This window comes from Pseudomonas haemolytica (assembly GCF_009659625.1).
GTDB lineage: Bacteria > Pseudomonadota > Gammaproteobacteria > Pseudomonadales > Pseudomonadaceae > Aquipseudomonas > Aquipseudomonas haemolytica.
The window spans coordinates 190,059-204,221 of record NZ_VOIW01000009.1; the positions used below are offsets into that span (position 1 = coordinate 190,059).

Consider the following 14,163-nt stretch of genomic DNA (forward strand, 5'->3'; position numbering starts at 1 on the left):
TAAGCGAAAAACCAAACACAAATCAGACAAGAAACTCAAGCGCTTTCTTGCTCACATTTGGTTGAACCAAAGCCTTTTTTGAAAGCCCAAACCGCGCACGCGGATGGCAACCGTTTCCAAGCCCCATTGGCAGAAAACGGTACGGGTGTTGCAGGGCTTGAACGGGGCCACTGTCACCCAGCAGGAATACGGCGAAGGGCTCCCCGGCCCCAAGCCAAAGACTTCGGCATGGAAGCGGCGCGATGAGCTCCCTTCCTCCTGTCCCGAAGTTGTTATGCCAGGCCCAGGCCTGTTGTAAGTGCTTCAGGACGGAACGGTGGGCACCGTGATGGTGCCCAAATAAATATAGAATGTGGAGACAACCCCCCATGCAAACCGACACAACTCGCGAGAACCCGCAGGGCTCCGTGCCGCAGGCCGCTGATTCGAATCTGGATCTGTCCGCCACCGCACCTGGCCAACTGCGCGTGATCAAGCGTAACGGCACTGTCGTTCCTTATACCGATGACAAAATCACCGTCGCCATCACCAAAGCGTTTCTTGCAGTTGAAGGCGGCACCGCTGCTGCCTCGTCGCGCATCCACGACACCGTTGCCCGCCTGACCGAACAGGTCACCGCAACCTTCAAGCGTCGCATGCCATCGGGCGGCACCATCCACATCGAAGAAATCCAGGACCAGGTCGAACTGGCCCTGATGCGTGCCGGCGAGCAGAAAGTAGCCCGCGACTACGTGATCTACCGTGACTCGCGCGCCAAGGAACGTGCTGTACGTTCCCCAGCCGAAGAAGCTGCCGTACAAGCGCACCCGTCGATCCGCATCACCCTGGCTGACGGTACGTTTGCACCGCTGGACCTGGGCCGCCTGAACACCATCATCACCGAGGCCTGCGAGGGCCTGGAAGAAGTCGATGGTGACCTGATCCAGCGCGAAACCCTGAAGAACCTGTACGACGGCGTGGCCCTGACCGACGTCAACACTGCCCTGGTGATGACCGCCCGTACCCTGGTTGAGCGTGAACCGAACTACTCGTTCGTCACCGCACGCCTGCTGATGGACACCCTGCGTGCCGAAGGCCTGGGCTTCCTCGGCGTCGCCGACAGCGCCACTCACCACGAGATGGCCGACCTGTACGCCAAGGCCCTGCCTGCCTACATCGCCAAGGGTATCGAATTCGAATTGCTGAACCCGATCCTGGCCACCTTCGACCTGGAAAAACTCGGCAAGGCGATCAACCACGAGCGCGACCAACAGTTCACCTACCTGGGCCTGCAAACCCTGTACGACCGTTACTTCATCCACAAGGACGGTATCCGCTTCGAACTGCCGCAAGTGTTCTTCATGCGCGTGGCCATGGGCCTGGCGATCGAAGAGAAGCACAAAGAAGACCGTGCCATCGAGTTCTACAACCTGTTGTCGTCCTTCGACTACATGTCGTCGACCCCGACCCTGTTCAACGCCGGCACCCTGCGTCCACAGCTGTCGAGCTGCTACCTGACCACCGTGCCGGATGACCTGTCGGGCATCTACCACGCGATCCACGACAACGCCATGCTGTCCAAATTCGCTGGCGGCCTGGGTAACGACTGGACGCCAGTGCGTGCACTGGGCTCGTACATCAAGGGCACCAACGGCAAGTCGCAAGGTGTTGTACCGTTCCTGAAAGTGGTGAACGACACCGCTGTAGCCGTGAACCAGGGTGGCAAGCGCAAAGGCGCTGTCTGTGCCTACCTGGAAACCTGGCACATGGACATCGAAGAGTTCATCGAGCTGCGCAAGAACACCGGTGATGATCGTCGCCGTACCCACGACATGAACACTGCCAACTGGATCCCTGACCTGTTCATGAAGCGTGTCTTCGATGACGGCCCGTGGACCCTGTTCTCGCCATCCGAAGTGCCAGACCTGCACGACCTGACCGGCAAGGCCTTCGAAGAGCGTTACGAGTACTACGAAGCCCTGTCCCAGTACCCAGGCAAGATCAAGCTGTTCAAGACCATCCAGGCCAAAGACCTGTGGCGCAAAATGCTCTCCATGCTGTTTGAAACCGGCCACCCATGGCTGACCTTCAAAGACCCGTGCAACCTGCGCAGCCCGCAGCAGCACGTAGGCGTGGTCCACAGTTCGAACCTGTGCACCGAGATCACCTTGAACACCAACAAGGACGAAATCGCCGTTTGCAACCTGGGCTCGATCAACCTGCCGAACCACATCGTCAACGGCAAGCTGGACACCGCCAAGCTGGAACGCACCGTGAACACCGCCGTTCGCATGCTCGATAACGTTATCGACATCAACTACTACTCGGTGCCACAGGCGCAGAATTCCAACTTCAAGCACCGCCCGGTTGGCCTGGGCATCATGGGCTTCCAGGATGCGCTGTACCTGCAGCACATTCCTTACGGTTCCGATGCAGCGGTCGAGTTCGCCGACAAGTCCATGGAAGCGGTCAGCTACTACGCGATCCAGGCTTCCTGCGACCTGGCCGACGAGCGCGGCGCCTACGAGACGTTCCAGGGTTCGCTGTGGTCCAAGGGCATCCTGCCGCTGGATTCGCAACAGATCCTGATCGAAGCCCGTGGCCAGAAGTACATCGACGTTGACCTGAACGAAACCCTGGACTGGGCGCCGGTACGTGCCCGTGTGCAGAAAGGTATTCGTAACTCCAACATCATGGCCATCGCACCGACTGCCACCATCGCCAACATCACTGGCGTATCGCAGTCGATCGAACCGACCTACCAGAACCTGTATGTGAAATCGAACCTGTCGGGCGAATTCACCGTGATCAACCCGTACCTGGTTCGCGACCTGAAAGCCCGCGGCCTGTGGGACTCGGTGATGATCAACGACCTGAAGTACTACGACGGTTCGGTACAGCAGATCGAACGTATCCCGCAAGAACTCAAAGAGCTCTACGCGACCGCGTTCGAAGTAGACACCAAGTGGATCGTTGACGCCGCCAGCCGTCGTCAGAAGTGGATCGACCAGGCTCAGTCGCTGAACCTCTACATCGCCGGCGCTTCGGGCAAGAAGCTGGACGTGACCTACCGCATGGCTTGGTACCGTGGCCTGAAAACCACTTACTACCTCCGTGCCCTGGCCGCGACCAGCACCGAGAAATCGACCATCAACACCGGCAAGCTGAACGCAGTGTCCAGCGGCAACCACGGTGATGACTCGGTACTCGCAGCGCCAGCCGGCCCGGCACCAGTGCCAAAGGCCTGCGCGATTGATGAGCCGGATTGCGAAGCTTGCCAATAAGCTGAGCCAATCCAGGGCTTGAACGCCCTGGATTGAAAAAGCCCGATAGACCCTGATCGCATGGGGTTTATCGGGCTTTTTCGTTTCTCGCCCCTAGAGGAACGCGTAGGCAATACCCTGCTTCGGTGCGCCTCCTCGTCTTCCCCACAGCTCCACTCGCCCATCGATCACCGCCATCGAGTGGCGATCATAGGCCACGACACCGAGCTTACCGCTCGCCAGCTCACTGCTCGAAGACCGCCGGTAAAGCCCTTTCAACCCCAGGCGATCCAACGCTTCGTGGGGCATTTCGCCGTTATTCAGGCTTTGCATCGCATGGGCGAAACTTCTCTTCGAGGCATTAGGGTTGTCATCCAGACCATTCCCCTCTTCCTGCGCACGCTTGGCACTCACAGCGAACATAAAGTTGGCGTCAGTCATCATCGCCGGATCATCGCCCTTGAACTGTGCGTAAGCCGCCGCCTGTCTCAATTCATCTTTGGACAGATTCACTTCGAATCCGTCCCGCATTTTCACGTAGTAACCATCGCCCGTCTCTTTCACCTCACTGAAAACGTCGGTGGGCTTCTGCCCAAACTTCATCATTGCAGCCTTTATTGCTGAAACGGTGACGCAATTACCGTCCGGCCCCTGGCTGAACCCACTCCAGATATTGTCAGGCTTTTTCCCTGGATTACTTTGATCAGGCTTGTAGTTGAAGTGCTTGGAGCCTTCGGTAATCGGCAGATTACTCATGGGCTCGCTAGGGCCAAAATTGTTTGGATTGGCCCTGCCGCCACCACCGCCACCACCGCCGCCAGGTGATGGAGCGGGGGAAGGCGGTGATGGTGTCGGCGATGCATCATCCAGTTCTGGAAACCACAACTTCATCAGCCGCCGCATATACTCCAACCAAGAGACGTCAGCCTTTTCCATCAGCTCTTTCATGATCTCTTTGAATTTTTCGTCACCCAGTTCTTCGCGCTTATCATTCAACTTGTTGCGAAGGTCTTGAGCCGTCTGGCTCTTGGATGTTTTTTCGGCATCCATCAATTCACTGAGCAATTTCCTGACCGACTCCGTGTTGGCAGCCTTGTCATCGTTGGCCCCATACGCCGGACTTTGCCGCCCATACGTGCCGCCATAGACAGTCGCGTCGAAACCACGCGCTCCACGCGCGCTTCCCTCCCACAGTGCATAGCCCGCCATTTACTTACCCCTATAGTCGCTGGACGACGTTCGTCCGTTGGCTCATACGTGGCGAAATTGGCGTTACGCGTTCCCGCATCGGGGTAAGGTGAAACAAGCAGTAAATGACTAACTAGCGCGCACAAAAAAGGCCCCTCGATCGAGGGGCCTTTTTTGTGCGCGGGTACTTGAGCGCCGGTATCAGGTCATCTGAATGATGGTCTGCATGATGGTGCTCTGGGTGGAGATGGTCTTGGCGTTCGCCTGATAGTTGCTCTGGGCCTTGATCAGATCCACCAGCTCGTTGGTCAGGTTGACGTTGGAGTTCTCCAGGGAGGTGGCCTTGATCGAACCCAGAGTGCCAGATTCCGGTGCGTCAAAACCTGGCTGGCCTGACGCGAAGGTTTCTTTCCAAGTCGTACCGCCGGCCGGCTGCAGGCCCTGCTCGTTGTTGAAGCTGGCCAGGGAAATCTGGCCGATGGCCTTGCTTTGCTGGTTACTAAAGGTGGCGAAGAGCACACCGCTGCCATCGATCTTCAGGCCGGTGATCTGGCCGGTGGCATAACCATCGGTGACCGGCGGGTTACGGTAGCTGGCCGAGTTGTACTGAGTGACGGTGCCCATGTTGATGGCGATGCCGTCTTTGTTCGCCGTCGCATCGTTAGGCTTCCATACGCCATCGGTCACCGTGCCAGGTACCCAATCTTTGATGGTCAAGGTGTTACCGGCAACACCGCCGGTCACGATGCTCTTGAGATTACCGGCACCATCGAAGCTCAAGGTCGACGGCACTGGCGCCGTCACCCCAGCACCGGTACCGGTAGGCGCCGAACCATCAGGGTTGCGACCATCGATCAAGGTGTAGGCCTGCCACTGGTTGGCATCGGTTTTCACCAGGTACTGCACCATTGGGTGTGCGTTGCCCTGGGAATCGTACAAGGTGGTGCCGTATTGCGTGGTGAAGGTTTCGGACTTGGTTGGATCAAACGGGTTCTTGGACTGATCGATCACCGGCGACGAAGAGTTCAGGTTGCTGGAAGAGTCCACCTTGGTAGACGCCTTCGGCGGCAGGTTCGCCAGGTTCAGTTGCAGGTCGACCAGGCCGCCTTTGGTGATTTTGCCATTCTCGTCCGCAGCATAACCTTGCAGACGCGAGGTACCCGTATTGTTAGTGATGTAGCCGTCTTTGTCCGCGCGGAATGCGCCGCTACGGGTGTACTCCAGCGAGCCGTCGCTGCCCTTCTGCACGAAGAAGCCACCGCCCTGGATCGCCATATCAAGGATGCCACCGCTACCGTTGACGTCACCCTGTGTGAACTGCTGGGACACCGCCGCCAGGTTCACACCGTTGCCGATGCTGTTCTGGCCGGTACCCAGCTTGGAAGCCGCGTAGATGTCCGAGAATTCCGCACGGGATGACTTGAAGCCAGTGGTCGCGACGTTGGCGATGTTGTTGCCGGTCACGTCCAGTTGTTTGTTGGCCGCATAGAGGCCGCTAAGGCCGATATTAAAAGACATGTTTCTCTCCCTCTGCCGTATTTAGCCGGCTCTATGTACCGATAGTCTGAATTTGCGACAGCTTGACGCTGCCCATGCCGCCTGCAAGGTTGAGCAGCATTTCGCCGCCGGTCTTGCTCAGGGTCACGCTGGTGACCGTAGCTGGCAGCGAGGTGGCCAGGGCTAACGGTTCACCCTTGTCATTTTTGGTAGTTGCATTGAAGGTGTAGGTGCCAGCTGGAGCAACCTCGCCCTTGTCGTTCTTGCCATCCCAGATAAAGTTCTGGCTGCCGGCACTCTGCGCGCCCATGTCCACGGTGCGCACGACATTGCCGTCTTTGTCGGTGATCTTGACGGAGACGTTGCCCACCGCCGATGTCACCGCCACCGAACCGGTCATGCTCTTGCTGGTATCGACCATGGCCTTGTCGGTCTGGGTAATGATCGACCGCCCCACCAGCGACGAAGCCTGCAGCGCTTGCGACGAGCTGAAGTTGCTGGAGATGTTATTCACCGAGTCGTTCAGGGTGTTGATGCCTTCCAGGCTGCTGAACTGTGCAAGCTGGGCCACGAACGCGCCGTTATCCTGGGGCGACAGCGGGTTCTGGTTTTTCAGCTGGGTGACCAGCAGCTGCAGGAATGCATCCTTGCCCAGCGACTGGTTGCCAGTGGCAGCTTTGGAAACATTCGATACATTGTTCGAAGCGTCCTTGACCTTGGAATTGAACAGGTCCTGGACTGCTGTGTTGTTAGACGTATCAACGATGGCCATTATTTGGCGCCCCTTATCACTGACCCAGAGTCAGGACCTTCTGCATCATGGCTTTGGCGGTGTTCATCATTTCCGCGTTGGTCTGGAACGAGCGACTGGCGGAAATCATGTCAGCCATTTCCTCGACTACGTTGACGTTGGGGTAGTAGACATACCCCTTTTCGTTCGCGGCAGGATGGTTCGGCTCGTAACGGGCTTCAAGGTTGCTCTGGTCCTCGACCACACCCAGCACTTGCACACCGGAGCCGGCTGCGTCCTGGTTCTGGAACAACGAATCGCTGCCGCCGCCCTGGCCACCCTGGAACATGGTGGCGAACACCGGGTGACGGGCGCGGTAAGTCTGGTCAATGCTCGAAGACACGGTCTCGGCGTTGGCGATGTTACTGGCGACGGTGTTCAAACGCGTGGTCTGCGCGCTCATGCCACTGCCGGCAATATTGAAAACACTGGACAGGGACATGGCTTACTCTCCACGCAGGGCTGACATCAGCCCTTTGAATTTGCTGTTGAGCAGGGTGAAGCTGGCCTGGAAGTTCACCGAGTTCTCGGCGTAGTTCGATTGCTCCAGTTGGGCGTCCACTGTGTTCTGGTCGATCGACGGCTGCATCGGCGTGCGATACAGCAGCGACTCGTCACCATTGCCCAGGCCCTGCGCTTCAATATGACGGCTGTTGGTCATGTTCAAGGCAAAGGTGCCGTTCTTGGTCTTGTCCTGTTGTGCAGCGAGCACGGCAGAGAAGTCCAGATCCCGAGCCTTGTAGTTCGGGGTATCGGCGTTGGCGATGTTGTTGGCCAGGACTTCGGCACGCTGGGCGCGGAAACCCAGGGCTTGTTCGTGGATACCGAGCGCTTTATCGAAGCTGATGCTCATGGCGGAAACCTTTAGGCTGACCTGCTGTTCGTTAGCAGGGTTATAGCAAGGTGCATGCCAATCTTGCGGGAGCCCGTATATCAAGGGTTTCGAGGGGAGTTGCCGGCGGCGATGCCAGAAAAGCGGCAAGCGATTTCCGCGTGGCGCCAGTAAAGCGGCAATAAGGAGTTGCCGCTTTCAGGAGGACTGCCGCATAACAAATGTGGGAGCGGGCTTGCTCGCGAATGCGGAGGGTAAGTCAACTTATCTCTGACTGACAGAACGCATTCGCGAGCAAGCCCGCTCCCACATTTTTGATCGCGTACGGCTTACTTGGCCTGGTAAATGATCCCCGGGCTGCACTGGACCATCTGGTAGTGATCCGGAAGTCCGTTCAACGCTTCAGAAGCACCGAGGAACAGGTAGCCCCCGCGCTTGAGCGTGCCGTGGATGCGCAACAAGATGTCTTTCTTCACTTCGGCCGAGAAATAGATCAGCACGTTGCGGCAGAACACCATGTCGAACTTGCCCAGGCTGGCGTAGCTATCGAGCAGGTTGAACGAGCGGAACTCTACACGGTTCTTGATCGGGGCCTTGATCGCCCAGCGCCCTGCCCCTTTCGGGTCAAAGTAGCGTTGCAGGCGCTCTTGGGACAAACCACGGCCCAATGCCAGGCTGTCATACTCACCGGTCTTGCAGTTGGTCAGCATGGTGCCGGACAAATCCGTGGCGACAATCTGCGCGCCGGCCTTCAACTGGCCCATGTTGGTACGTTCGAACTCGTCAATGGACATCGAGATCGAATACGGTTCCTGCCCCGAGGAACAGGCCGCCGACCAGATTCGCAAACGTTGGCCCGGGCTGGCCTTGATGGCTTCCGGCAGCACTCTGTTCTTGAGCACTTCAAAGGGGTAGGTATCACGAAACCATAAGGTTTCGTTGGTGGTCATGGCATCGACCACCATCTCCTTGAGCCCGCTGCGCGGCTGCCCCTGGATCCGCTGGACCAACTCACCCAGGGACTTGATGCCCTGCTGTTCCATCAGCTTGTTGAGACGGCTGGATACCAGGTACTGCTTGTTTTCACCGAGCAATATGCCACAGGCCTTTTCCAGGAAGACCCGGAACTGTTCAAAATCCAAATTACCCGTAGACACTGATACCGCCTCTTAAATCGTGTGACCGCCGGGGGACATCCCCTAGCCGTGATCTGCTGCCTTGATCCGGTCGACTACCCGGGATGCGAGGTCATCAGGACGGAATTTGGCCAGGAAGTCATCAGCACCGACTTTCTTGACCATTGCCTGATTGAATACTCCCGACAACGAAGTATGCAGGATGATATGCAATTTTTGCATGCGTGGATCGTTGCGTATCTCGGCCGTGAGTGTGTAGCCGTCCATTTCCGGCATCTCGATGTCAGAGATCATCATCAAGAATTCTTCTTCTGGCTTCTTGCCTTCATCCACCAGCTTGCGCAGGTAATCCAAGGCTTGGCGACCATCATTAAGGGCCACCACGTCCACACCGACGGTTTGCAGGCAACGCGTGACTTGCTTGCGCGCTACCGAGGAGTCGTCCACCGTCAGCACGCGCAGGGACACGGCCTTGTGTGCGGTCTCGGCGTCCACTACGCCGACGGAGATAGTTTCCGAGGTCGGTGCCACTTCGGCGAGGATTTTCTCCACGTCGATGATTTCCACCAACTGGTTATCGACCCGCGTCACTGCAGTAAGGTAGTGATCACGCCCAGTGCCCTTGGGTGGCGGATGAATCTCCTCCCAATTCATATTGACGATACGTTCCACCGAGCGCACCAGGAAACCCTGGGTCTTGGTGTTGTACTCGGTGATGATCACAAACGGGTTCTGGCGGTCTTGCAAACCGGCGGAACCCGTAGCCAGTGCCAGGTCAAGAATCGGAATAGTCGCGCCACGGATGTTGGCCACGCCACACACCACCGGATTGGACCTGGGCATTATCGTCAACTTGGGACATTGCAGCACTTCCCGCACTTTAAACACGTTGATGCCGTACAACTGCTTGCCATCCAGGCGGAAAAGCAACAACTCCAGGCGATTCTGCCCTACCAGCTGTGTACGCTGGTTTACTGAATCCATTACACCTGCCATGCCCAGACTCCTAAATCCTAGGGGTACGACGCGTACCCAACACTAAACGGCACGAGCTTTGCTATTTATTGAGTATGGATATTAAAACGACAGTTTCCCGACGCATTAGCCGCTCACAGTACCGCAGTCTTCTCTGCGCTACGATGGCGCTGCTTGCCTTGGGCCTGGGCGTCACGACCCGCGCCGACAACGTCACCCTGCCTGATATGCTTATCGGCGTCACCCAGGGCTTTCTTGAGTTCACTGTAGAAGATTATCTGGCGACCACGCAGACACCAGGCCGGTATGAAATCCAAGTCAACCAATTGGACCCGCGTTTGCGCATGCCGATGTGCGACAAGGAATTGACGGCCACCCTGGAAAGCCCCGCCCAACCCCTAGGCCGCGTGACGGTAAAGGTACGCTGCGAAGGCGCCTCACCCTGGACCGTGTTTGTGCCGGCTCAGGTCAAACTGTTTCGCGACGTTGTGGTGGTGGCGCGGCCGTTGAAGCGCACCGGCATCATTGGCTTTGAGGATGTGGCCCTGCGCGAGCGAGACATCAGCCTGATCAGCCAGGGCTACCTGACATCAGTGGACCAGGCTATCGGACAGAAACTCACGCGACCAATGGTCACTGATCAAGTCATGACATTGGTTCATCTGGAACAGGCCGAAGTCATTCGCAAGGGTGACCAGGTAGTCATTTCCGCCAGCAGCGGCGGGCTGAATGTGAGAATGCCGGGCGAAGCATTGTCCAACGGCGGCATGAGCGAACAGATCCGCGTCAAGAATCTCAACTCCAATCGCGTGATCAAGGCGCGGGTCACGGCGCCAGGCCAGGTAGAGGTAGCGTTATAGATCACTGGAATCACACGCTCGCTTTTCCTACACTGTGCGTTGGATGTCTGGCTGTACAGGTTTATTGTCAATCGAGCCTAAAGTTTGTCCGGGTATGGCCGAAAACATGGCAAGCGTCCAAATACCCAGAGGTTTTTTCAACATGGTCATTGATTTCAGTCGTTTGAACAACACCCCGGCGTTGCCCGGCAACACGCGCACCGGCGGTGCGAAGGACAGCGTAGAAGCCAAGCCACAGCCCCTGCCCGCCAAGGCAGAGCAGGCCAGCGCCAGCCAGAGTGGGGAATCGGTACACCTGAGCAATGAGGCTCAACAGTTGCAGAAGGTCACTGACTCGCTGCGCGATCAACCGGTTGTCAACAAAGCCCGGGTGGCAGAGTTGAAACAGGCTATCGCTGATGGCAGCTATAAAGTCGACAGCAACCGTGTAGCCAGCAAGCTGCTTAACTTCGAAGCCGAGCGCTAGGCAAAGGCCTGCGCAGGGCTTTTGGACGCTTAAAACCCAAGGCCAGCCATGCACCACGACGAACATCTGCTTCAACTGATCATTGATGATCTGGCGCCGACGCAACAATTGCTCGAGCTGCTCAAAGAGGAATCCCTGGCCCTGTACGGCCGGGATATGCGTTTGCTGGAAGAAATACTGGCGCGCAAACAGTCGCTCATTGTGCTGCTCGAACAACACGGCAAGAAGCGCAGTGAAATCCTGAGCAGCCTGGGCCTGCCTGCCGATCACGACGGCCTCGCACAACTGGCCAGCCATTCTTCGGTAGGTGATCACCTACTCGCGCAAAGCAAAGAACTCAATCAATTGCTCGCCCAGTGCCAGGAAGCCAACTTGCTCAACGGCCAATCGATCCAGCTTCAGCAAGCCACGACCGCCAATCAGTTACGCATACTGCACGGCGGAGAGCCTCCGGCCCTTTACAACGCCCAAGGCTCAACTTCACGCCTGGTCAAGCCAAGCACCCGCAGCCAAGCCTGACACCGGCTTACAGCGTGACCTATCCAAGGCGCGCTACATACTGGCAAAATGCCGTTCTTGCGTGTAGTCGTATTTTGCCTGGAGATGGAAGAACCGTGTTCAATGCCCTTAATGCGGAAGATGCACCGCAGCCACCGAAGGTGCTCACCACGCCTCTGGAAATAGCCAGCACTTTGCGGATGCTGCAAGAAAGCCATGATCCGCTGATCATCACTTTCCACGAACGCAGCCAACGCTTTCAGAGCTACCTGGTGGATATTGACCGGGACAGCAAGACGCTGGTACTGGACGAAATGATTCCTCGTGACGGTGAACGCTACCTTGAGAATGGCGAACCCTTTCGTATCGAAGGTTTCCATGAAGGTGTGCGGGTTGCCTGGGAAAGCAACGGCACGCTGACTGTCAGCGCAAAAGACGGCCACCGCATCTACAGCGGCAGCTTGCCCGACGAGGTGGTTTACCATCAGCGACGCAGTGCCTTCCGCGCCGCGCTAAAGCTAGCGCAATTGGTGGACATCGAGTTGGGTGGCGAAAAGCTTAAGGCCCCGATCAGCGGCAAACTGCTGGATATCTCCGCCACCGGCTGCAAATTACGCTTTGAAGGCGATATCTCCGAACGCCTGCAGCTGGGCCAGGTCTATGATCGCTTTATCGCGGCGCTGCCCTTCGGCAGCATGACCACCTCCGTCGAACTGCGGTACCTGCACTTCGAAGACAAGATCAACACCACCTTTGCCGGCGTGCGCTTCCACAACATGAGCGGTTTGGTGCAGCGGCAAGTGGAGCGCTTTGTGTACCAACTGCAGCGTGAGGCTCGGCGCTTCGACAAAGACGACGATCTTTAAGTCTTCAACGCTAAAGTAAAAAACGGGCAGATCCTGGTGGGATCTGTCCGTTTTTCGTTCAGGGGCGCGCCCTGCTCAGGTCATGTGGATGCTCGTCGGGGTCCAGGGGCTCGTGCGACTCTTCACTGGCCGGCTCATCAGTGGCGGGGTCAGGCTCTGGATCAGGAACACTGACTTGCATCTGCTCTTGTACTACTTGCTCATCCACCCGTGGATCGAGCGCAGCCACCAGCGGCGAACTGGACATGCTGTCGGGCATCGCCACGTGATGCAACGGCGCATCGTCGACCTGATGCAGGTTGGTCACCGCCTTCGGTCGAATTCGCCACACCAGGATCAACGCACACAGGCTGAAAAACGCGTAGAGCATCTGACTGCCGAATAGCTTCATCACTACACCCGCCAACAACGGCCCAATGCTGGCACCAATGCCGTAGGTCACCAGCAGCATGGCCGTCAGCGATACCCGCCGATCGCCTTCCACGTGGTCGTTGGAAAAAGCTACCGCCAATGGGTAAAGGCAGAACTGCACCAGCGAACAAAAGAAGCCCGCCACGAACAGCACTTCCAACGGCACTTGAGTCATGATCGCCAGCGGCAATGCCGTTATAGCCAGGCACAAGGCAAAGCAGCGAATCAGCAACGCTCGGTCATAGCGGTCCGACAACCAGCCCAAGGGCCACTGCACGACCAAACCAGCGAAAATGCAGCTACCCATGAACAGGCCGACTTGCTCAGTCGTCAGGCCCTGCTGGGACGCATAGAGCGGCGCCAAACCGTAGAAAGAGCCCACGATCAATCCCGCGCCCAGCACCGTGCTAAGAGACTGCGGCACACGCTTGATAAAGAAACGGGGCTCCATCGGGGCCGGGTGCAGCGGCGCCGGGTGAATGCGTCGAGTCATGGCTACCGGCACCAGGCACAGGGCAAAGCACAACGCCACCAACATCAACAGCTCAAGCCCAAGATGGGGATGCATTACCAGGATCAACTGGCCCAGTACCAATCCGAGGTAAGACGCGATCATGTAGCCACTGAACACTACGCCGCGCTGCTTGGCATCCGCCTGCTCGTTGAGCCAGCTTTCGATGACCATGTACTGGCACATCATCCCCAGGCCTACGATCATCCGCAGCACAATCCAGGCTGGCAGCCAATCAATCAAACCGTGCCCCAGCACCGCCGCACCGACGATCCCGGCGCAAGTGGCGTAGGCACGGATATGCCCGACCCGGGCAATCAGGCGGTGCCCGATCTTGCCACCCAGGACCAAGCCAAAATAGTTGGCAGCCATCAGCGCACCGACCCATAGACTGTCGACATTGTCTGCTGCCAGACGCAAGGCCAGATAAGTACTGAGCAGGCCGGAGCCAATCAGCATCATCAAGGAGGCGAAATAAAGGGCTCGAAAAGATTTCCAGATTTGGCGCATCGGCGTTCCGAGCGGCTCCTTGCGGTGAGAGATAGGGCTATCGGCATGATAGTCCGGGGTAGCCGGATCCGGACAGGCGCTATGGCCTATTACCGGGATTATTTTGCATAAAAGCTCAGACGCTACACCGGTGCCAGTAGGTACACCGATAGAGATAAATGCATGACGCACCTGCTGTGAACCCTGAAGCGCTGCAAGGTTCGACTGATATTGGGGGCATTGCAAAAAGTCGCGACTATTGATGAGCGCGGCACTTTTCAAGCGCCCAAAACAAAACCCCAACTGCTTTCGCAATTGGGGTTTCGGAATTTAATCTTGACGATGACCTACTCTCACATGGGGAAACCCCACACTACCATCGGCGATGCATCGTTTCACTAC

13 protein-coding genes are annotated in these 14,163 nt (G+C 57.4%); 5 read left to right on the plus strand and 8 right to left on the minus strand.

Annotated features, from left to right (window positions below; translation table 11 throughout):
* Positions 1 to 368: 368 nt before the first annotated feature.
* Positions 369 to 3,263 (plus strand): ribonucleoside-diphosphate reductase subunit alpha, encoded by a 2,895-nt coding sequence (locus FRT59_RS25780; RefSeq protein ID WP_034120818.1) that lies wholly within the window; start codon positions 369 to 371, stop codon positions 3,261 to 3,263.
* A gap of 93 nt (positions 3,264 to 3,356) precedes the next feature.
* Here FRT59_RS25780 and FRT59_RS25785 read toward each other — a convergent pair whose 3' ends face one another.
* The 7 genes from FRT59_RS25785 to FRT59_RS25815 all read right to left on the minus strand — a co-directional run bounded on the left by FRT59_RS25785 (position 3,357) and on the right by FRT59_RS25815 (position 9,681).
* A complete protein-coding gene (locus tag FRT59_RS25785; RefSeq protein ID WP_153872726.1) occupies positions 3,357 to 4,451 on the minus strand; it encodes a hypothetical protein in 1,095 nt (364 codons plus the stop codon).
* Positions 4,452 to 4,631: 180 nt separating this feature from the next.
* Positions 4,632 to 5,948 (minus strand): flagellar hook protein FlgE, encoded by a 1,317-nt coding sequence (gene flgE, locus FRT59_RS25790; RefSeq protein WP_034120821.1) that lies wholly within the window; start codon positions 5,946 to 5,948, stop codon positions 4,632 to 4,634.
* Between the two features lie 31 nt (positions 5,949 to 5,979).
* Positions 5,980 to 6,699 carry a flagellar hook assembly protein FlgD gene (flgD, locus tag FRT59_RS25795; protein WP_034120822.1) on the minus strand — a complete coding sequence of 240 codons (720 nt, stop codon included), beginning with the start codon at positions 6,697 to 6,699 and terminating at the stop codon, positions 5,980 to 5,982.
* A gap of 16 nt (positions 6,700 to 6,715) precedes the next feature.
* Positions 6,716 to 7,159, minus strand: coding sequence for a flagellar basal body rod protein FlgC (gene flgC, locus FRT59_RS25800; protein WP_034120824.1), 444 nt, complete (start codon positions 7,157 to 7,159; stop codon positions 6,716 to 6,718).
* Positions 7,160 to 7,162: 3 nt separating this feature from the next.
* The gene (gene flgB, locus FRT59_RS25805; RefSeq protein ID WP_034120825.1) at positions 7,163 to 7,570 is read right to left on the minus strand and encodes a flagellar basal body rod protein FlgB; all 408 of its coding nucleotides are present in this window, start codon (positions 7,568 to 7,570) and stop codon (positions 7,163 to 7,165) included.
* Positions 7,571 to 7,878: 308 nt separating this feature from the next.
* Entirely contained in the window at positions 7,879 to 8,706 is an 828-nt protein-coding gene (gene cheR, locus FRT59_RS25810) for a protein-glutamate O-methyltransferase CheR (protein ID WP_034120826.1), read from the minus strand.
* A 42-nt stretch (positions 8,707 to 8,748) separates the two neighbouring features.
* A complete protein-coding gene (locus FRT59_RS25815; RefSeq protein ID WP_034120827.1) occupies positions 8,749 to 9,681 on the minus strand; it encodes a chemotaxis protein CheV in 933 nt (310 codons plus the stop codon).
* Between the two features lie 74 nt (positions 9,682 to 9,755).
* On the opposite strand from FRT59_RS25815, the gene flgA reads away from it, so the two are divergent.
* The 4 genes from flgA to FRT59_RS25835 all read left to right on the plus strand — a co-directional run bounded on the left by flgA (position 9,756) and on the right by FRT59_RS25835 (position 12,350).
* Complete coding sequence (gene flgA / locus FRT59_RS25820) at positions 9,756 to 10,520, plus strand: flagellar basal body P-ring formation chaperone FlgA (RefSeq protein ID WP_153872727.1); 765 nt, start codon at positions 9,756 to 9,758, stop codon at positions 10,518 to 10,520.
* Positions 10,521 to 10,662: 142 nt separating this feature from the next.
* A complete protein-coding gene (gene flgM, locus FRT59_RS25825; RefSeq protein ID WP_034120842.1) occupies positions 10,663 to 10,986 on the plus strand; it encodes a flagellar biosynthesis anti-sigma factor FlgM in 324 nt (107 codons plus the stop codon).
* 48 nt (positions 10,987 to 11,034) lie between these two features.
* The gene (locus FRT59_RS25830) at positions 11,035 to 11,505 is read left to right on the plus strand and encodes a flagella synthesis protein FlgN (RefSeq protein WP_034120830.1); all 471 of its coding nucleotides are present in this window, start codon (positions 11,035 to 11,037) and stop codon (positions 11,503 to 11,505) included.
* A 95-nt stretch (positions 11,506 to 11,600) separates the two neighbouring features.
* Positions 11,601 to 12,350 carry a flagellar brake protein gene (locus FRT59_RS25835; RefSeq protein WP_198809660.1) on the plus strand — a complete coding sequence of 250 codons (750 nt, stop codon included), beginning with the start codon at positions 11,601 to 11,603 and terminating at the stop codon, positions 12,348 to 12,350.
* 58 nt (positions 12,351 to 12,408) lie between these two features.
* Here FRT59_RS25835 and FRT59_RS25840 read toward each other — a convergent pair whose 3' ends face one another.
* Entirely contained in the window at positions 12,409 to 13,782 is a 1,374-nt protein-coding gene (locus FRT59_RS25840; RefSeq protein ID WP_153872729.1) for an MFS transporter, read from the minus strand.
* Between the last annotated feature and the right edge of the window lie 381 nt (positions 13,783 to 14,163).